This is a genomic window from Desulfomicrobium salsuginis (genome assembly GCF_054657795.1).
Window position 1 is genome coordinate 526,402 of record NZ_BAAHYA010000001.1, and the last position, 19,710, is coordinate 546,111.

Consider the following 19,710-nt stretch of genomic DNA (forward strand, 5'->3'; position numbering starts at 1 on the left):
CTGCATCCATAATGATTATCTCGGCGCGCCCACTTCGGCGATGGCCTTCTTGTCCTGCTCGAAGGTCCCGCTGATCATCTTCTGATAGGCCTCGAAGGCCCGCAGGGCCTCGATCATGTTGACCATCTCCGAGACCACCTCGACGTTGGCGCTCTCCAGGAACCCTTGCTCCACCGTCGCGCCCTCGGCCGGAACGGGTTGAACGCCCGCGTCGGGCCGAACGCGCAGCATGGAGTTGCCGACCTTTTCCAGCGCGCGGGGATCCTCGACCCGGACCAGGGAGATGATATCCACCGCCTCCCCGTTCACGGACAGCTGGCCGCTCGAATCGATGAGCACCGTGCCGTCCTCGGGGATCTGCAGCGGACCGCCCTCGCCCAGGAGCCGATTGCCGTGGCCGTCCACGATGTAACCTTCGCTTGAGCGGTGGTAGACGCCCTGGCGGGTCAAAAATTCCCCTTCCGGCGTCTGGACTCGGAAAAAGCCGTCACCGGCGATGGCCAGATCCAGAGGGTTGCCCGTGCTGCGCATGGTCCCCTGGGACAAGTCTATGACCTGCTCGGCGATCCTGGGCTGGGCCAGGACGTTGCCCTGGGGCCACGGCACCCGGTCGCGCAGGCTGGTGTTGGGGTCCAACAGGTCGTGGGCGTAACGGCGGAACGTGTCCCGGAACGAGAGTTTGTCCGCCTTGAAGCCCGTGGTGTTCACGTTCGCCAAATTATTGGCGATGGTATCAAGCCTGTGTTGCTGGGTCAGGGCCCCGAACACGGCGCTGTAGCTGCTTTCTTGCATGGGAATCCTCCTCGGCACGAGGCTTCTTGCACATACCAGGCCAGTGAGCCAAAGCCGGGATGCCGCGGGGAAACGGCGCGGGAAAAAAACACTTGACGGCCATCCCCCCAGTCATGCAAGGGAAACGGTTGCAGAGCGGGTGTAGCTCAATGGCAGAGTACAAGCTTCCCAAGCTTGGAGTTGCGAGTTCGACCCTCGTCACCCGCTCCACTCCTGTATGTGGTCATACTGATATTCGGTAGCTGATGGGGGTGGGCCTTTTCGTGGTCCACCTTTTTTTTTCCGGCAGGCAATTATGGACATGAACGAAATTCACGCAAGGCTTCTGGAACTGGTCACGCCCCTATGTCTGGCGCGGGACCTCGAGATCTGGGGTATCGACCTGCTCTTCGGAGCCGGCGGACGCCACAAGATCGTGCGCGTCTACCTCGACTCCGCCCAGGGCGTGGGCATCGAAGAGTGCGCCGACATCAGCCGCCACCTGAGCCTGGCCCTGGACGTCGAGGACATCATCCCCGGGGCGTTCACCCTGGAGGTCTCCTCGCCCGGCCTGGAACGCCCGTTCTTCTCGCTGGAGCAGATGACCGCCTACATCGGCCAGACGGTGCGTCTGCGCCTGGACAAGCCCCTTGAGGGCAGAAAAAATTTCAAGGGCAGCCTGCTTGCCATAAGTCCCCCCCTGTTCACCCTGTCCGACGGCGCGAACACCTTCGAACTGAACTGGGAGGACGTGGGCAAGATCAATCTCGTCTACGAACACCACGACCAGGGCAAGCCCGGAAAACGATAATATTTCGGAACGCGGCGGTTGTTTCCGCCCTCAGAACGGAGGACGTTCATGAATTTGGAACTCAAGAAAGCCATCGATCAGATCAGCAAGGACAAGGGCATCGACCGGGAGATGCTGATCGACACCCTGGAAGAAGCCATTCGGGCCTCCGTGACCAAGAAGTATGGCGACAAGATGGATATCGAGGTCACCTTCAACGAGGAGACCGGCGAGATCGAAGTCTACCAGTTCAAGATCGTGGTCGAGGAGGTCGAGGATCCCGACACCGAGATCATCATGGCCGACGCCATCAAGCACGACCCCAACGTCGAGCTTGACGACGCCATCGGATTCCGCCTGCAGGTCGAGGACCTGGGGCGCATCGCCGCCCAGAGCGCCAAGCAGGTCATCATCCAGCGCATGCGCGACGCCGAGCAGGAAATCATTTACGAGGAATACAAGAACCGCAAGGGCGAGATCGTCAGCGGCATCATCCAGCGCCGCGACCGTTCGGGCTGGATCATCAACCTCGGCCGCACCGAGGCCCTGCTGCCCAAGGACAAGCAGATCCCGCGCGAGCGCTTCCGCCAGGGAGACCGCGTCGAGGGCCTGATCATCGACGTGCGCAAGGAAGGCCGCGGGCCGCAGATCATCATCACCCGCTCCGACTCCGAATACATGGTCGCCCTCTTCCGCCGCGAGGTGCCCGAAGTGGCCGACGGAACGGTCAACATCATGGGCGTGGCCCGCGACCCGGGCCTGCGCGCCAAGGTCACGGTCCTGTCCCAGGACTCCAACGTGGACCCGGTCGGCGCCTGCGTCGGCATCCGCGGCTCGCGCATCCACAACATCGTGCAGGAACTGCGCGGCGAGCGCATCGACATCGTGCTCTGGAGCCCGGACATCGCCACCTACGCGGCCAATGCCCTGTCCCCGGCGCGCATCTCCAAGATCGCCATCGACGACGAGGAGAAGTCCCTGGAGGTCGTGGTGCCCGAAGACCAGCTGACCCCGGCCATCGGCAAGAAGGGCCAGAACGTCAAGCTGGCCGCCAAGCTGCTGGGCTGGAAGATCGACATCTTCACCAACACCCGCTTCAACAAGGTGCACAAGAACCGGCAGCTCCTGGAGCAGTTGGCCAGCGCGGCCCAGGTCTCCGTGGCCGACTTCTTCGAGGCGGGCTTCGACTCCCTCGAAGCCATCGCCGCCTGCACCAACGAGCAGCTCTTCGACATCCAGGGCATCGACGAGGAAAACATCGGCAACCTGCGCGCGGCCCTGAACCTGCTCATCAGCCAGAACAAGGAAGAGGAGCCGGAAACGGTCGCGCAAGAGCCGGCGGAAGACGCCGGCGGTGAGCAGGCCGAGGCCGGGGAAGAGGAATAGGATGGAACCTGTGGACGCGCCGGCCCGAAGCGGCCATCGGCCGATGCGCATGTGCGTCGTCTGCAGGCAGCGTTTTTACAAGGACGAACTGCTGAGATTTGTCTGCCCTGTTCACGGAGAGCTCACTCTGACCGCTGACAGCACCGGAAAACTGCCGGGACGGGGATTTTATCTTTGCCGCGATGCGGCGTGCCGGAACAGATTCGAGCGATTCAAGGGCTGGCAGAAGAAATGCAAGGGGGTTGGGAATGTCCATTAGATTGCGCGTGAGGGATCTGGCCACGGAGCTTGATATCTCCAGCAAGGATTTGATGACGATATTGCGGGAGCTCAGGATTCCGGCCAAGAGCCACATGAGCAGCCTGACCGATGAAGAGGCCGATCAGGTGCGCAGCCACCACCGAAACAGGTCCGCCGAGCCGCAGGTCGTCGAGACGCGCGCCACCTCGGGAGTCATCGTACGCAAGCGCCACAGGGCCGCGGCTGTCGAAGCCCCCTCCGCGGCCGAAGCCACGGCCGGCGAAACGGAAACCGAGGCCGAAGCCGGCGAGGCCGCTCCCGAAGCAGCCGCTGAAAAGCCGAGAACTCGCAAGTCCGCCCGCGCCGTGGTCATCACGCCGGCCCGCATCATCACCCCGGAACCGGTCGCGCCGGAAGCCGCGGAAGAGGCTGCCCCGGCAGCGCCCGAGACCGTAGCGGCCGCCGAGGCACCCGAAGCACCGGCAGAGCCCGTGACCGCCGAAGCCCCTGCGCAGCCCGTCGCCGTCGAAGAGACGGCAGCCGAGGAAGACGCAGGGGACGGGGGCGACGAAACGGCCGAAGCCACTGCGGATACAGCCGCCGAAGGCGATGACGAGGCCAAAAAGGGCCGCAAGAAAGGCAAGAAGCCCAAGCCGGCTCCGCCGACCGTCGCGGTCAAGGTCATTTCCCGCCCGACCATCGTCGAATTTCCCGACACCCGCCCCGAAGGCCAGCCGCCCGTCAGACCCATGGGTCCGGCCGCGCGCCCCATGGGCCCTGCCGCACAGCGCCCCATGGGCCCCGCCGGCCAGCGTCCGGGCGGACCCGGCCAGCGTCCGGGCGGACCCGGCCAGCGTCCTGCCGGTCCCGCGGGCCCGCGCCCCGGCGGTCCCGGTCCCCGTCCCATGGGCCCTGGTGACACCGGCGCCCCCCGCCCCGCGCCCGAAGGCGAAGCCGCGCGCAATGCCCGCGGCAAGAAGAAGGGTCGTCGCACCGTGGAGGCCGAGGATCTGTACCGCAAGGAGGAGTTCAACCTGAGCAAGGGCAAGAAGGCCCAGCGCGCCGAGGCCCGCAGGGCCGGCGGAGCCCGCGCTCAGCAGCAGATCACCCAGCCGCTGAAGGCGTCCAAGCGCAAGATCCGCGTCGAGGACACCATCCGGCTGACGGACCTGGCGCATCAGATGGGCATCAAGGCCCAGGACCTGATCAAGAAGCTCTTCTCCATGGGCGTCATGGCGACCATCAACCAGTCGCTGGATTTCGAGACCGCGCTGCTGCTGGCGGCCGAGTTCAAGTACGAGGTGGAGAAGGTCGGCTTCTCCGAAGACGAATTCCTGCTGCCAAAGGAGGCCGACAAGGCCGAGGATCTGAAGCCGCGTCCGCCCGTGGTGACCATCATGGGCCACGTCGACCACGGCAAAACCTCGCTCCTGGACGCCATCCGCTCCACGAGCGTGGCCTCGGGCGAAGCCGGCGGCATCACCCAGCACATCGGCGCGTACCACGTCAACACGCCGCGCGGCGAAGTGGTCTTCCTAGACACGCCGGGCCATGAAGCCTTCACCACCATGCGCGCCCGCGGCGCCAAGGTCACGGACATCGTCGTTCTGGTCGTGGCCGCCGACGACGGCGTCATGGAGCAGACCCGCGAGGCCGTGAGCCACTCCAAGGCCGCCGGCGTGCCCATCGTCGTGGCCGTGAACAAGATGGACAAGGAAGGGGCCGACCCCGACCGCGTCAAGCGCGAGCTGTCCGACCTGGGCCTCATGCCCGAGGACTGGGGCGGCGAGACCATCTACGCCCACGTTTCCGCCAAGAAGCGCCAGGGCCTGGACGAACTGCTCGAACTCATCCTTCTGCAGGCCGAAGTCCTCGACCTCAAGGCCAACCCGGACAAGCCCGGCCGCGGTCACGTGGTCGAGGCCAAGCTGGACAAGGGACGCGGCCCCGTGGGCACGGTCCTCATCCAGGAAGGCCAGATCAACCAGGGCGACGCCTTCGTCTGCGGCCTGATCAGCGGCAAGGTCCGCGCCATGTTCGACGACCAGGGCAACCAGATCAAGTCCGCCGGACCGGCCATCCCGACCGAGATCCAGGGCTTCGAGGCCATCCCCGAAGCCGGCGACGAGTTCGTCATCGTCAAGGACGAGAAGGTCGCCCGCAAGATCGCCGAGGACCGCCGCGTCAAGCACCGCGACCGCGAACTGGCCAAGGAATCCAAGGTCACTCTGGAAAGCTTCCTGGCCTCCAAGGCCGGCGAAGAGGCCCAGAACCTGAACCTGCTCCTCAAGGCCGACGTGCAGGGTTCCCTGGAGGCCATCTCCGAGGCGCTGCGCAAGCTGTCCACGGACGAGGTCAAGATCGGCATCGTCCATGGCGGTGCCGGTGCGATCACCGAATCCGACATCCTGCTGGCCTCGGCCTCCAACGCCATCATCATCGGCTTCAACATCCGGCCCACGGCCAAGATCAAGGAAGTGGCCGAGCAGGAGAAGGTCGACATCCGCTTCTACGACATCATCTACAAGCTGGTGGATGACATCAAGGCGGCCATGTCCGGCATGCTCTCGCCCGACATCAAGGAAGTGTACCTCGGCCAGGCCGACGTGCAGCAGGTCTTCAGCGTGCCCAAGATCGGCAACATCGCCGGCTGCATGGTCAGCGACGGCAAGCTCATGCGCAACGCCGGCATCCGCCTGCTGCGCAGCGGCGTGGTCATCTACACCGGCAAGCTGTCTTCCCTGAAGCGCTTCAAGGACGACGCCAAGGAAGTGACCAAGGGCTACGACTGCGGTGCGGCCCTGGAGAACTTCAACGACATCAAGGTCGGCGACATCATCGAGGCCTTCGAACTGGTCGAGGAAGCCCGGACCATCTAGGCGAGGACGCAAAACGTGAACAAAAGGCATGGATTCCCGCCTTCGCGGGAATGACGCACAGGCGGCCCGGGCTACCTACTTGTCATCCCCGCGAAGGCGGGGATCCATGCCTTCCGTTTATTCGCCACGCCTGAACCGCAACGGATGTACGGCCATGATCATCGGCACCCTGCGCCTGGAATTCCGTCTGCACGGCGTTTTTTCCTTGAAGGAAAAGCGGAAAAGCGCCAACAGTCTGAAGCAGAAGCTGCGCAACACCTTCAACGTCGCCGTGGCCGAGACCGAGTCCCAGGACTCCCACCAGACCCTGGTCCTGGGCGTGGTCACGGTGTCCAATGAATCCGGTTACGTGCACAGCCAGCTGTCCAAGGTCCTGGCCATGGTCGAAGCCTCGACGTCCGACGAACTGGTCCATGCCGACATGGACGTATTTGGAGCCTGATTTTCTATGCAAAGAAGCAATTCGCGCCGCGCCGTGCAGATGGGTGACCAGATCATGCAGGTCCTGGCCTCCCTCCTGGTTCAGGAGGTCGAGGACCCGACCCTGCAGCTCGTGACCATCACCGGGGTGCGCCTCAACCGGGACTTCAGCATCGCCGAGGTCCTCTACACCCACATCAGGGGACGCTCGGCCGAACCCGAGATCACCAAGGCCCTGATTCGCGCCAAGGGCTTCCTGCGTACGCGCCTGGGCAAGGAGCTCAAGCTGCGGGGCATCCCCGACCTGCGCTTCCAATGGGACACCTTTCTCGAGGACATGGTCTATGATGCCCCACCTCAAGCCGATCATTGAGCACATCCGGGAGACCGACAACTTCCTGGTCCTCTCCCACGTGTCCCCCGACGGCGACGCCCTGGGCTCCATGCTGGCCATGGGCGAGTTGCTGGCGGCCCTGGGCAAGCGCGTGACCCTGTTCAACGAGTCCGGCATCCCCAGCCGTTTCTCCTGGCTCGCCCCCAAGCGCGAGATCCTGACGGCCCTGCCCGAAAACGAGCCGGACACCATCATCGTGCTGGACTGCGGCAGCGCCGAGCGTACCGGCGAGGTCATCCGCCCGTGGCTCGCGTCCAAGACCGTGATCAACATCGACCACCACTTGGGCAACCCGAAGTTCGGGACCATGAACTGGATCGAGGAGCGCTCCTCGTCCGTGGGTGAGATGGTCGGCATCCTGTCGCGCAAGCTCGGCGTGCCCATGGTGGGACTGCTGGGCGAATACGTCTACCTGGCCCTCATCTCCGACACGGGCGACTTCTGCTTCAACAACACCCGCCCAGAAACCCTGGAGATGGCCGCCGAAATCCTGCGCCTGGGCCTGCTGCCCGGCCCCTTCCATGAGCAGAAGCAGTCCACCGGCACCCTGAACCAACTGCAGATGCGCGGCGAAGTGCTGCGACAGGCCGGCCTCCACGCCGGCGGCCGCGTGACGCTCATCGCCTTCACCCGCGAACTCTTCGAGCGCACGGGCACCGGCCCCGAGGACACGGAAGGGCTGGTCAACACCGTCCTCTACGTGCGCGGGGTGCAGGCGGCCGTCAGCCTGCGCGAGGAGGACAAGGGCATCAAATTTTCCCTGCGTTCCAAGGGCAGCGTCAACGTGCAGGCCGTGGCCGCACGCTTCGGCGGCGGCGGGCACCGCAACGCCGCCGGCGGTACCCTGGAGGTGCCCATGGACGAGGCCAAGGCGACCCTGATCCGGGCCGTGACCGAGGAGCTGGACCGCGCGTGAATGCCACAGCCCTGAAACAACTTGACGGGGTCCTGGTTTTGCATAAACCGGGAGGTCCGACCTCCACGGATTGCCTGAACCGGATCAAACGCAACCTCGGCCAGAAGAAGATCGGCCACGCCGGCACCCTGGACCCCATGGCCACGGGCGTCCTGGTGGTACTCCTGGGCCAGGGCACCAAGCTCGCGAACTACCTGAGCGAGGACCGCAAGACCTACCGCGGTACTCTCGTCCTTGGAAGCACGACCGACACGTACGACGTGCAGGGCGAGATCATGGCCGAGAGTCCCTGGGAGCACCTGGACCCGGAGGCGATCAGGGCCAACATCCTGGGCTGGCTCGGGACCATGAGCCAGGAAGTGCCGCCCGTCTCTGCGGCCAAGCATCAGGGCAAGCCCCTGTACGCCCTGCACCGGGCCGGGAAGGAAGTCCCGGTCAAGGTCAAGGACGTGACAATTTTCGACGTGGAGATCCTGTCCATGGATCTGCCCAGCGTCACTTTTCGAGTGACCTGCTCCGCAGGCACCTACATCCGCTCCCTGGCCCACAGCCTGGGGAAGCGACTTGGGTGCGGAGCGGTCCTCAGCGAACTGGAGCGTGAGGCGAGCCATCCGTTCACCCTCGCCCAGGCCCACGACCTGGAAACGGTCCTGGAAAGCGGCGACCGGCTCACAGAGCTGGTCCTGCCCATGGTCCAGGCCCTGCCCCACTGGCCCAAGCTGCTGCTCAACACCGAGCAGGCCCAGCTGGTGCGCAACGGGGCATGGCTGCCGACGACCCTGTTTCCGGAGTACCCGGCCCAGGAAGGGGACCGGGCCCTGCTGCTCTCCCCGTCCCGCGAGCCTCTGGCTCTGGCGGGAGCGCAGCCCAAGGGCCAGGTCCTGTCCTGGGCGATCATGCGCGGTCTCTGGCAAGCGTAAGGCTTCGGTTCGCACGTGGATAATGGAAAAGCGGAAGAAACATGAAAACCGGAGGATATTGCTGTGGTCTTAACCGCTGAGCAGAAGGCTGAAATCGTCAAGGAATACGGAAAAACCGAAACCGACACGGGCTCCGCCGAAGTGCAGGTCGCACTGCTGACGGCCCGCGTGAACTACCTGACGGACCACTTCAAGGGTCACCAGAAGGATTTCCACTCCCGGACCGGGTTGCTCAAGCTCGTCGGCAAGCGCCGTCAGCTGCTGAACTACCTGAAGAAAACCGAGATTCAGCGCTACCGCGATCTGATCGCGAAACTCGGTCTGCGCAAGTAGACACCAAGGCGGGGCCTCACGGCCCCGCCTGCCCCTTTCATCAACCGCGCTCCCGGCAGCACTCTCACGCCAGCGGTTTTGTGTTTAGTGCATGGCCCGACTCCCTTCGGGACACGCCCTAAACACCAAACCCGCCGCAGCTGCCCCGCTGGAGCGCCAACCAGCATGAGGCACATCATGGCATTTCAGATCACCCGCCGCGCCATCCCCATGGGCGACAGCGAAATCGTCATCGAACACGGCAAACTGGCCCTGCAGGCCAGCGGCTCCGTCACCGTGCAGTGGGGCGACACCGTCGTCCTGGTCACGGCCACCCACCAGGCCCTGGACCGGGTCGTGGACTTCCTGCCCCTGACCTGCAACTATCAGGAAATGCTCTACGCGGCCGGCCGCGTGCCGGGCAACTACTTCCGCCGCGAAGTGGGCCGCCCCAGCGAACACGAGACGCTGACCTCCCGGCTCATCGACCGGCCCATCCGTCCGCTCTTCCCCAAGGGCTGCACCAACGAGATCCAGGTCATCGCCACGGTCGTCTCCTCGGACAAGGAGCGCTACGCCGACGTCCTGGCCATGATCGGCGCGTCCACGGCCCTGCACATCTCCGACATCCCCTTCGCCGGCCCCATCGCGGCCATCCGCATCGGCTACCGCGACGGGCAGTTCCTGCTCAACCCCACGGCCTCCGAGCTGGCCACCAGCCAGCTGAACATGGTCCTGGCCGGAACGCGCGACGCCGTGGTCATGGTCGAGGGCGGGGCCCAGTTCCTGTCCGAGGACATCATGGCCGAGGCCGTGGCCTGGGGCCACGCCCAGCTCGCCCCCTTCCTGGATGTCCAGGAGGAACTGCGCGCCATCCTCGGCAAGGAAAAGTTCACCGTCGTCCCCCCGCAGGAGGATGAGGAACTCATCGCCGCCGTGGCCGAACTGGCTGCCGGCCCCCTGACCACGGCCCTGGCCGTGCCCGGCAAGATGGACCGCCGCGACGCCAAGAAGAAGGTCCGCCAGGAGCTCATGGAAGCGCTCTTGGCCCGCTTCGCCGAAACGCCCGAGCGCGTGCGCAACGTCGGCGAGATCCTGGAGAAGCTCGAGAAGAAGCTCGTGCGCCAGCGCATCATGACCGAAAAGCTCCGCATCGACGGCCGCGACCTGACCACGGTCCGCCCCCTGACCATGGAAGTGGGCTTCCTGCCCCGCACCCACGGCTCGGCCATCTTCACCCGCGGCGAGACCAAGTCCCTGTGCACCTGCACCCTGGGCAGCACCCGGGACGAGCAGCGCATCGAGACCCTGGCCGGCGAGATCTCCAAGCGCTTCCTCATGCACTACAACTTCCCGCCCTACAGCGTCGGCGAGGCCCGCATGCTGCGCGCCCCGTCCCGCCGCGAAGTCGGCCACGGCGCCCTGTCCGAGCGCGCCCTGGCCCCGGTGCTGCCCGCGCCGGACGGTTTCCCCTTCACCATCCGCGTCGTGTCCGACATCATGGAGTCCAACGGATCGTCCTCCATGGCCTCGGTCTGCGGCGGCACACTGGCCCTCATGGACGCGGGCGTGCCCATCAAGACGCCCATCGCCGGCATCGCCATGGGCCTGATCAAGGAAGGTGACGAGTACCTCGTGCTGACGGACATCCTCGGCGACGAGGACCACCTGGGCGACATGGACTTCAAGGTCGCGGGATCCCGCGACGGCGTGACCTCCATCCAGATGGACATCAAGATCGCCGGCATACCGGCCGAGGTCATGCAGAAGGCCCTGCACCAGGCCAAGGACGCCCGCGTGCACATCCTCGACCAGATGGAGGCCGTCATCGCCACCCCGCGTCCCGAGCTGTCCAAGTACGCGCCCCAGATGGAAATCGTGCACATCTCTCCCGAGAAGATCCGCGAAGTCATCGGGCCCGGCGGCAAGAACATCAAGGCCATCTGCGAAGCCACCCAGGCCGACATCGACATCGACGACTCCGGCAAGATCTCCATCTTCGCCCCGGACACCGCCGCCCTGGCCAAGGCCCGCGAAATGGTCCTCTACTATGACCAGAAGGCCGAACTGGGCAAGGACTACGACGGCATCGTCAAGAAGATCATGGACTTCGGAGCCTTCATCGAGATCTTGCCCGGCCTCGAAGGCCTGTGCCACATCTCGCAGCTGGCCCGCGACCGGGTCAACGTGGTCACGGACGTGTGCCAGGAAGGCGACGCCATCCGCGTCCGCGTCATCGACATCGAGCCTTCCGGCCGCATCAAGCTCAGCCGCAAGGCCATCATCCTGGAAGAACTCGGCGAAGAGCCCGAGCCGGTTCAGCCCCGCTCCGACCGCCCGCGCAGCGACCGTCCCCGCGGCGGAGACCGCGGCGGCGAACGCAGAGGCGGAGACCGCGGCGGCGAACGTCGCGGACCGCGCCGCTAAGCGCAAGAACACATATTGAAAAAAAACCCGGCTTCTTGCCGGGTTTTTTTTGGGCCTTCGGTTCCGAGTGGGTCGGGCAGGCGACTGAACGTGTGCGTGGGAAGGATCCCCGCCTTCGCGGGGATGACGCTAGGCTTGGCGTGAAGGATTACTGCTTCCGTCAGGTTGAAAAAATTCGGGGCTGTCGCATTGAATGAACGTCATCCCCGCGAAGGCGGGGATCCATGGAACCGCGCCATGCCGTACCGTTTCCTCGACATGTCATCCCCGCGAAGGCGGGGATCCATGCCTTTCACCCGCCGTCGGCTATCCGCTCAACTCAGCCAGTAATACGCGGCCCCGCACACCACGAGGCTGGCCACGCGGAAGCCCTGGCTGCAGACGATGAGTTCCAGGGCCAGGACGGGCTTGTAGATGCCGGCGTAGTAGGGGAACTGGTGCCGGAAGGCGCGCATGGGCGAAGACAGCACGTTGCCGACGATGAGCGCCATGACCACGTCGCGCTGGGCCATGGAGCCGGCGTCGAGGAGCGCCCCGGCGGCGGCCATGCCGGCCGAGAACTCGGCTGCGAGCTGGAAGACGATGATGCCCACGGCCTGGGGGTGCAGCCAGGACAGCCAGCCCATGTGCGTGGCCAGAAAACCCTCGGCCGCGGCAAAGAATCCGAACTCGTGGGCGAAATGCACGCCGATGTAGATGGGCACGGTGATCATGACGATCTTTTTGATGCGGCGACGAAAGCGTTTCCAGGTCTTGTCCAGGACCTGCCGCAGGCCGATGCGTTCCTCAGAGGGCAATTCGGCGGCATGGCAGCGGTCAATCCCGGCCAGCAGAAAGCGCCCCACCACCAGAATGCAGACCGAGCGCAGCACGGCTGAGCCCACGGTGATGCCCAGGTAGACCAGCGCCGCGGACTTGAGGATGGGCGCGGTGATAAAGACCATGCTCGGCAGGTGCAGGAAATACGTCGGCACGCTGTTGAACAGGTTGGAGAGGATGAGTTCCCGGCGCGTCAGCTTGCCCTGGTCGTAGGCCTCGGCCAGCATGGTGTTGGCCGTGATGCCCGAGACGAAGGCCACGGAAAAGCTGGCGGCCGAAATCTCGCACAGGCGGCCGACGCGGGCCAGGGGCATGGCCAGCCGGGCCACGAAGCGCGTCCAGTGCAGGGCCTCGATGAGGTTGCCGATGAAAAGGCCAACGGACACCAGGCCCACCAGCTTGCACAGGGGCCACAAAATCTGCTGCCACAGTTCCGCCGCGCTCACGCCGCCCCCCTCCCCATTATTCGCCACGCCTGGAGACAGGCCAGGCCGAGGCCTGCGCCCAGGCAGTTGGCCACGGCGTCCCAGGGGTCGGCGAAGCGGCTCGTTGGCAGGACGCCCTGGGCGATCTCCAAAACCACTCCCAGTACTGCGGCGAAACTGAACATGACCGCCGCGGGCCGGAGCCAAGCCGGTGGCCAGAACGCCACGAGCAGGCAGTAGGCCAACAGATGCAGGGCCTTGTCGCTGCCTTCGGGAGCCTCGGGGAACGCGACCGGCATGAGGGAGGAGACGACCAGGGCCAGCACGTACGCGACCCAGAAAGCCTTTCGGCACATGGTGAACGCAAAATTTCGCATGACCCCACCTATGCCAAACATTCTGGAGGGGCAAGGGGTTAGACTTCTTGTTATTTCGACGGCAAGGGACTATTTGCGACCCATGACGAACTCGCCCACCATCTGGATCAACGCCGGGGAGACTTCCGGCGACCTGCACGGCCAGCTCCTGGTCCGCGCCCTGCGCGACATGCGTCCCGACGCGCGGTTCGTGGGCATGGCGGGTCCGGCCATGCGCGGGGAAGGCGTCGAACCGCTGCTTGCGACCGAGTCCCTCTCGGTCATGGGCTTCACCGAGGTCCTGGCCCAGCTGCCCCGCATCATGGGTCTCCTGCGCACCATCAGGGAGCGGATGGAAGCCCTGCGGCCGGATGTCGTCGTGGTCATCGACGCCCCGGACTTTCATTTCCGCGTAGTCAAGATCGCCAAGAGCCTGGGCATCCCGGTGGTCTACTACATCAGCCCCAAGCTTTGGGCCTGGCGCGAAGGGCGCGCGGATTTCCTGCGCCGCCACGTCGACCGCCTCGTCTGCATCCTGCCCTTCGAGGTCGACTTCTACGCCCGCCACGGCATGACCGTCGATTACGTCGGCCACCCGCTGCTGGACTCCATCCGCACGGACGCCATCCTGCGCACGCCGCAGTCACCCCGGCGCATCGGCATCCTGCCGGGCAGCCGCCGGCGCGAGATCACCGGGCTGCTGCCCATCTTTTCCCGCGCGGCCGACCTCCTTGCCGCCCGTTTTCCGGGCCTGGAATTCGTGCTGCCCGTCGCCCCGGGCATGGACCGGACCCTGATCACGGACAACTGGCGCTCGGAACTGCCAGTGACCCTGATCGACAGCTCCGGCCGCTACGAGCTCATGCGCTCCTGCCGGGCCATCATGGCCGCCTCGGGTACGGCCACCCTGGAGACTGCCCTGCTCGAAACGCCCACGGCCGTGGCCTACACCTTTTCCCGCCTGACCTATCTCCTGGGCAGGCTCCTGGTGAAGGTGCCGTACATGTCCCTGCCCAACCTCATCCTGGACGCCCCGGTCTTCCCCGAGTTTCTGCAGCGCGGGGCCGAGCCGTCTGCCCTGGCCGACGCCGTGGCCCGGTGGATTCCCGACACCCCGGAGCGCGGCCGCATCCTCGCACAGCTCGGAAGCCTCCCCGACCTGCTCGGCAACGGCGGAGCAGCCGGCCGGGCCGCGGAAATCGTCCTGAACACCATGCGGAGACCGTCATGACGCACCCGCTGACCATCTACAGCGCCCACCGCGACATGCGCGAAATCCTCCTGGCCGCGGCCGGCGACGAGTTCGCCGCCACGGTCAAGACCATGCCTCCCGAGAGCCTGCCCGACCATCCCGGCCAGGAGATCATCGTCATGGACCTGCGCGACCTGGCCGACGCCGAGGCCGTCCAGGAAACCCTGGAACGATTCTCCGGCAGGGCTCCGGCCTGCCGAATCCTCTTTCTCATCAAGGACCCGGCCATGCTGCCGGAGACGGGCGCGCTGCGCCAGTGCCACGCCGAACCCCTGTTGCCGCCCCACGAGGCGCGCGCCGTCCATCTGGCCTTGAGCCGCGTCTGGCTGGAGATGAACGGTGCGGCCGGCCTGCGCTGCCAGACCCCGCAGGGCATGGACTTCACGTCCATGACCAGCTCCCAGACCATGCGCGACGTGTACCGCAAGGTGCAGATGGTCGCGCCCACCCGCACCACGGTCCTGCTGACGGGCGAAACGGGCACGGGCAAGAGCTATCTGGCCAAGCTCATCCACCAGCTCAGTTCGCGCTGCAACCGCCAGTTCATAAGCGTCCACTGCGGCGCGCTGCCCGAATCCCTCATCGAGAGCGAACTCTTCGGCCACGAAAAGGGCGCCTTCACCGGCGCCGCACGGACGCGCAAGGGCAAGTTCGAACTGGCCGACGGCGGCACCATCTTCCTGGACGAGATCGGCACCATCACCCCCTCGGCCCAGATCAAGCTCCTGCACATCCTGCAGGAAAAGGCCTTCGAGCGCGTCGGCGGGGAAAAGCTCATCCCCTGCGACGTGCGCATCATCGCGGCCACCAACGAGGATCCGGCCGTGCTGTGCGAGCAGGGCAAGTTCCGCTGGGACCTCTTCTACCGCCTGAACGTCTTTCCCATCGAGGTCCCTCCCCTGCGCCGGCGCGTCGAGGACATCCTGCCCCTGGCCGAACAGTTCATCGCCAATTTCCGGCGCGACGCGGGCCGCAACATCACCTCCGTCGCCCCGCGCGCCGCCCGGGCCCTGCAGGAATATTCCTGGCCGGGCAACGTGCGCGAACTGGAAAACATCGTCGAGCGGGCCTGCATCCTGGAGGAGACTGACCAGATCCAGGCCGAAAGCCTGCCCCTGGAGCTGCTGACGCTACGCCCCGAAACCCAGACCGACTCGCCGACACGCTCCGACACCCTCATGCCGCTGCACGCCGCCCGCGCTGCAGCCATCGAGGAATTCGAGCGCCGCTACCTGTGGGCCCTGCTGCAGTCCTGCAACGGCAGCATCAAGAAGAGCGCCGACACGGCCGGCATCACCACCCGCCAGCTGCACAAGCTCATGACCAGGCACCGCCTCGACAAGAAATCCTTCCGACCCAGATCGAAACGGAACCCCTGATTCCTTTTTTTCAAATAGGAACCAGCAGTTCTTTCCCAGCGAGACCGCTTTCTGCGCTTTTCCGACGCCCGTGCGCAAAAAAAGAATCGCCGATTCTGACCGATGCCGCATCTTTTCTTACGCATACAGCAATTTCAGCATGTTGTATCTGGGGCATATTTTGTGCTACCGCACGCGCGCCCTGCTGCGCCGGACCCCTTCGGGTCATGGGGCGCACACCCGGGCCGAACATTTCCGAGGAGAAGATGAGAGTGGAAGGAAGAATGATGAAGATGTGCGCATGCACAGCCCTGGCCGGCGCCATCCTGCTGGCCGCCCCCGCCGCCGTACTGGCCGGCGATACCGTAGAAGTACACGGCATTCTGGAAGAAACCAGCACCGGCACCATTCTGGTGACCGAGGCATCGAGCTATATCGTGCGCGGCATCGATGCCTCGGGACTGGACGGCCGCAAGGCCATCGTCCTGGGCGACGAGGGGCGGGACAACGGCATCGAGTTCATCGATGCCCTGGAGATCAAGATCGCCCAATGATCCCCGCACAGCGGCAACATCGGGCTTGACAATCGATTCTCCATTGTTCATCAACGCAGAAAGGTGCAGCATATGAAAACCGTTTCCACCCCCATTTCCATTATTATTATTCTGATTTCCGTGATCATCCGGTCACGGTCGGGGGAGTGACGCGCCTGCACCACACGGACGTCCGCGCAAGCAAAGCCCCCCGACCGCAAGGTCCGGGGGCTTTTTCGCTTTCGAGGGGGAACTCAACCTGTCGCCCGACACGCCGCCCGCACAGGGCGCGCGAAGCCGGAGATAATCCCGGGAGAACCATGAACACCATCCAGATCTACGACACCACCCTGCGCGACGGCACGCAATCCGAGGAGCTGAACCTGTCCACCGAGGACAAGCTGCGCATCGCCACCAGGCTCGACCAGCTCGGCATCGCCTACATCGAAGGCGGATGGCCCGGTTCCAACCCCAAGGACAAGCGCTTCTTCGCCGAGATGCGCCAGTACGAGCTGAGCACGGCCAAACTGGCCGCCTTCGGCTCCACGCACGCCGCCAAGGTTTCGGCCGAGAACGACCAGAACCTGCTGGCTTTGGTGGAGTCCGGGGCGCCGGTTTTGACCATCTTCGGCAAGACCTGGGACATCCATGTCACCGACGCCCTGAAGATCACCCTCGAACGCAACCTGGAGCTCATCCGCGACTCCCTGGCCTTCCTGCGGCCCCATGCCCAGGAGCTTTTCTACGACGCCGAGCACTTCTTCGACGGCTTCAAGACCAATCCCGAATACGCCCTGACCTGCCTGCGCACCGCCTGGGACGCCGGCGCGGAGCTTCTGGTCCTGTGCGACACCAACGGCGGCAGCCTCCCGGAGGAAATCGCGTCCATCATGGACACCGTGCGGGAGCGGCTGCCCCAGGCGCGCCTGGGCATCCACGTGCACAACGACTGCGAGCTGGCCGTGGCCAACTCCCTGGCGGCGGTGAGCCATGGCGCGGTCCAGGTCCAGGGCACCATCAACGGGTACGGCGAACGCTGCGGCAACGCCAACCTCTGCTCCATCATCCCCAACCTCGAACTGAAGATGGGCCTGTCCTGCCTGCCCGCCGGACACCTGGAGCGCCTGACCGAGACCGCGGCCTTCGTGGCCGAGGTGGCCAACCTGCGCTGCTTCAAGCGCCAGCCTTACACGGGCCAGTCGGCCTTCACCCACAAGGGCGGGGTGCACGTCGCGGCCGTGCGCCGCAACCCGCGCACCTACGAGCACATCGAGCCCGAACTCGTCGGCAACAAGCAGCGCATCATCCTCTCGGACCTGGCCGGCCAGTCCAACATCCTCTACAAGGCCAAGCAGTACGGCTTCGAACTGGACAAGGGCGACCCCTTCGTCCTCGAACTGCTGACGGAGCTGAAAAACCGCGAGGACCAGGGCTACGAGTACTCGGCCGCCGAAGCCTCCTACGAACTGCTGGTCAACCGCGTGCTCGGTCGGGCGCGCAACTATTTCAGGCTGATGAGTTTCCGCATCCTGGACTCGGTCTTCACCGAGGGCGTCGAGCCCTTCACCGAGGCTACGGTCATGCTGCGTGTGGGCGGAATGGTCGAGCACACGGCGGCCACGGGCAAGGGCCCGGTCAACGCCATGGACTGCGCGCTGCGCAAGGGGCTGGAGCGCTTCTACCCGAACCTGGGCGAAATGCGCCTGCTGGACTTCAAGGTGCGGGTGCTGGCCGTGGCGAACAAGGAAGAGGGGCACAGCGGGACGGCGTCGGTCGTGCGGGTGCTGATCGAATCCGGGGACCAAAAGAGCCGCTGGACCACGGTGGGCGTGTCCTACAACATCATCGAGGCCAGTCGCCAGGCCCTGGAGGATTCCATCAATTACAAGCTCTTCAAGGACGACCAGAAGAAGCTGACCCAGGCCATCCGGGAGATCTGACGGCGGCTCGGGAGCAAATCCGGGATACGGCCCTGGCGACGCCATGCCGGCGCAAGAGAAGATGGATTCCCGCCTTCGCGGGAATGACAACGGGCAGAATCGTCATGCTGGACGTCATTCCCGCGATGGCGGGAAGACTGCGAACCGAAGCGCCCTGCCTGGGCATCACCCCCACGAGGGCTGGAAGCCTGCGAATCGAATCGCCCAGCCTGGGCGTCATCCCCGCGAAGGCGGGAAGCCTGCGAATCGAATCGTCCTGCCTGGGCGTCATCCCCGCGAAGGCGGGAAGCCTGCGAACCGAATCGCCCTGCCTGGGCGTCATCCCCGCGAGGGCTGGAAGCTTGCGAATCGAATCGTCCTGCCTGGGCGTCATCCCCGCGAAGGCGGGGATCCATCCTCGTGTCATGTCCCGAACGCGAACGGAGCTTCCGTCAGTCGGCGCTCTCGCAAAAAAAAGCCCCGTAAGTTCGGGGCTTTTTTTGGGTTCCGACCAGAATTTTCAGATTCCCAGGGCGTCCTTCATGAACGGGAAGTCGATGATGGAGCTGACCAGCTGGGAGCCGTGCTGGATCTTGATCACGTCGCGCAGCTTGTGGCGGGAGAGGATGGCTTCCATCTTCTTGGCCACGGTGAAGGTGTCGTCGCGGACCACGACGATGGGCACTTCGAGGACCTCGGCCCGCGTCATGATGATGTCGTTGGGGTAGAGGTTGCCCGTCAGGACCAGGCACTGGCACTGACCTTCAAGGGCCACCAGCTGCACGTCCGAGCGGTCGCCGCCGACGATGATCGCCGACTTCTTGCTCTTGCGGAAATGGGTCATGAAGTTCTCGACCTGCATGGTGCCGATGAGGAAATTCTCGACCACGCGCTCGGACTTGTCCTGGGCCGTGATGATGCGGCCGCCAAGGCGGTCGGCCAGATCGGCGACCTTGATGGCGCCCATGAGGGGGTCGCTCGGGATCTTGCCCAGTACCTTGATGCCCTTGCTCTCCAGGAAGGGGTGCAGGAGGGTGTCGAGCTCCTCCTTGAAGGACGGCGGGATGTCGTTCAGAAGCACGCCCAGGAGCTGGTCGTCCAGGCGCTCCTTCATGGACAGCAGGTAGTCGTAGTTCAGCTCCTTGACGAAGCGGTCGATGACGATGGCCTTGATGCCCAAGGCCTTGACCACGCTGACGCCGTCCAGGCCGCAGTACTTGCCCGAGTACATGCTGCCCGACCCGGCCACGATCATGACGTCCTTGTCCTTGCTCAGCTCCTCGTAGGCGGCCTTGATGCGCGGCATGAGGTCGTCGCACTTGCCGGTGAAGGCCTTCATCTTGAAATCCTGGTCCACGACCACAGGGGTGACCAGGGCCGGATTTTCGGCCAGGCCCAGAATGTCCTGGACGAAGAACGCGTCGGCATCGCCGAGAACGCCGTTCTTTTCCTGCGGCAGGGCGCCCACGGGCTTCATGTAGCCGACCCGGTAGCCCTCCTTCTGGAGCTTGAGCCCGATGCCCATGGCGATCATGTTCTTTCCGGAATAGCCGGATGTCGCGCCAACATAAATTCCTACCATACACCCTCCTG

Annotated in this window: 18 protein-coding genes and 1 tRNA gene; 15 read left to right on the forward strand and 4 right to left on the reverse strand. The window is 64.9% G+C overall.

The features are described 5' to 3' along the window. Positions 1-15: 15 nt before the first annotated feature. Entirely contained in the window at positions 16-792 is a 777-nt protein-coding gene (flgF, locus tag ACYQ3G_RS02290; protein WP_459821995.1) for a flagellar basal-body rod protein FlgF, read from the reverse strand. Between the two features lie 135 nt (positions 793-927). Between flgF and ACYQ3G_RS02295 the strand changes: the two genes are divergently transcribed. From ACYQ3G_RS02295 to pnp, 11 genes are all read left to right on the forward strand, one after another. Beyond that, positions 928-1,002, forward strand: a tRNA-Gly gene (locus tag ACYQ3G_RS02295). 91 nt (positions 1,003-1,093) lie between these two features. Next, positions 1,094-1,582 (forward strand): ribosome maturation factor RimP, encoded by a 489-nt coding sequence (locus ACYQ3G_RS02300; RefSeq protein ID WP_169725541.1) that lies wholly within the window; start codon positions 1,094-1,096, stop codon positions 1,580-1,582. A 48-nt stretch (positions 1,583-1,630) separates the two neighbouring features. Beyond that, positions 1,631-2,947, forward strand: coding sequence for a transcription termination factor NusA (nusA, locus tag ACYQ3G_RS02305; RefSeq protein WP_459821997.1), 1,317 nt, complete (start codon positions 1,631-1,633; stop codon positions 2,945-2,947). Positions 2,948-2,996: 49 nt separating this feature from the next. Next, positions 2,997-3,206: a YlxR family protein gene (locus ACYQ3G_RS02310; protein WP_084435429.1), complete on the forward strand. Its 210-nt coding sequence runs from the start codon at positions 2,997-2,999 to the stop codon at positions 3,204-3,206. Next, positions 3,196-6,066: a translation initiation factor IF-2 gene (gene infB, locus ACYQ3G_RS02315; protein WP_459821999.1), complete on the forward strand. Its 2,871-nt coding sequence runs from the start codon at positions 3,196-3,198 to the stop codon at positions 6,064-6,066. Before ACYQ3G_RS02310 ends, infB begins: the two co-directional genes overlap by 11 nt. Before the next feature lie 106 nt (positions 6,067-6,172). Beyond that, on the forward strand, positions 6,173-6,508 hold the full coding sequence (locus ACYQ3G_RS02320) for a DUF503 domain-containing protein (RefSeq protein WP_459822001.1): 336 nt from the start codon (positions 6,173-6,175) through the stop codon (positions 6,506-6,508). A gap of 6 nt (positions 6,509-6,514) precedes the next feature. Beyond that, positions 6,515-6,859, forward strand: coding sequence for a 30S ribosome-binding factor RbfA (gene rbfA / locus ACYQ3G_RS02325; RefSeq protein ID WP_459822003.1), 345 nt, complete (start codon positions 6,515-6,517; stop codon positions 6,857-6,859). Further along, positions 6,831-7,796, forward strand: a complete 966-nt coding sequence (locus ACYQ3G_RS02330; protein ID WP_028577041.1) for a DHH family phosphoesterase — start codon at positions 6,831-6,833, stop codon at positions 7,794-7,796. Before rbfA ends, ACYQ3G_RS02330 begins: the two co-directional genes overlap by 29 nt. After that, on the forward strand, positions 7,793-8,716 hold the full coding sequence (truB, locus tag ACYQ3G_RS02335) for a tRNA pseudouridine(55) synthase TruB (RefSeq protein WP_459822005.1): 924 nt from the start codon (positions 7,793-7,795) through the stop codon (positions 8,714-8,716). The genes ACYQ3G_RS02330 and truB overlap by 4 nt, the downstream gene beginning before the upstream one ends. Before the next feature lie 63 nt (positions 8,717-8,779). Next, the gene (gene rpsO / locus ACYQ3G_RS02340) at positions 8,780-9,049 is read left to right on the forward strand and encodes a 30S ribosomal protein S15 (RefSeq protein WP_028577043.1); all 270 of its coding nucleotides are present in this window, start codon (positions 8,780-8,782) and stop codon (positions 9,047-9,049) included. Between the two features lie 177 nt (positions 9,050-9,226). After that, the gene (gene pnp / locus ACYQ3G_RS02345) at positions 9,227-11,455 is read left to right on the forward strand and encodes a polyribonucleotide nucleotidyltransferase (protein ID WP_459822008.1); all 2,229 of its coding nucleotides are present in this window, start codon (positions 9,227-9,229) and stop codon (positions 11,453-11,455) included. A 314-nt stretch (positions 11,456-11,769) separates the two neighbouring features. Here pnp and ACYQ3G_RS02350 read toward each other — a convergent pair whose 3' ends face one another. Both ACYQ3G_RS02350 and ACYQ3G_RS02355 read right to left on the reverse strand, forming a co-directional pair. After that, positions 11,770-12,720 (reverse strand): hypothetical protein, encoded by a 951-nt coding sequence (locus ACYQ3G_RS02350; RefSeq protein ID WP_459822010.1) that lies wholly within the window; start codon positions 12,718-12,720, stop codon positions 11,770-11,772. Next, positions 12,717-13,076 carry a VanZ family protein gene (locus tag ACYQ3G_RS02355; protein ID WP_459822012.1) on the reverse strand — a complete coding sequence of 120 codons (360 nt, stop codon included), beginning with the start codon at positions 13,074-13,076 and terminating at the stop codon, positions 12,717-12,719. Before ACYQ3G_RS02355 ends, ACYQ3G_RS02350 begins: the two co-directional genes overlap by 4 nt. An 82-nt stretch (positions 13,077-13,158) precedes the next feature. Between ACYQ3G_RS02355 and lpxB the strand changes: the two genes are divergently transcribed. The 4 genes from lpxB to cimA all read left to right on the forward strand — a co-directional run bounded on the left by lpxB (position 13,159) and on the right by cimA (position 18,138). Continuing rightward, positions 13,159-14,286, forward strand: a complete 1,128-nt coding sequence (lpxB, locus tag ACYQ3G_RS02360) for a lipid-A-disaccharide synthase (protein WP_459822014.1) — start codon at positions 13,159-13,161, stop codon at positions 14,284-14,286. Then, entirely contained in the window at positions 14,283-15,686 is a 1,404-nt protein-coding gene (locus ACYQ3G_RS02365; protein WP_459822016.1) for a sigma-54 interaction domain-containing protein, read from the forward strand. Before lpxB ends, ACYQ3G_RS02365 begins: the two co-directional genes overlap by 4 nt. A gap of 266 nt (positions 15,687-15,952) precedes the next feature. Then, on the forward strand, positions 15,953-16,219 hold the full coding sequence (locus ACYQ3G_RS02370) for a hypothetical protein (RefSeq protein WP_028577049.1): 267 nt from the start codon (positions 15,953-15,955) through the stop codon (positions 16,217-16,219). 299 nt (positions 16,220-16,518) lie between these two features. Further along, complete coding sequence (gene cimA / locus ACYQ3G_RS02375) at positions 16,519-18,138, forward strand: citramalate synthase (RefSeq protein WP_459822019.1); 1,620 nt, start codon at positions 16,519-16,521, stop codon at positions 18,136-18,138. A gap of 499 nt (positions 18,139-18,637) precedes the next feature. Here cimA and ACYQ3G_RS02380 read toward each other — a convergent pair whose 3' ends face one another. Continuing rightward, positions 18,638-19,699: a phosphotransacetylase family protein gene (locus ACYQ3G_RS02380; RefSeq protein WP_459822021.1), complete on the reverse strand. Its 1,062-nt coding sequence runs from the start codon at positions 19,697-19,699 to the stop codon at positions 18,638-18,640. Positions 19,700-19,710: the final 11 nt, after the last annotated feature.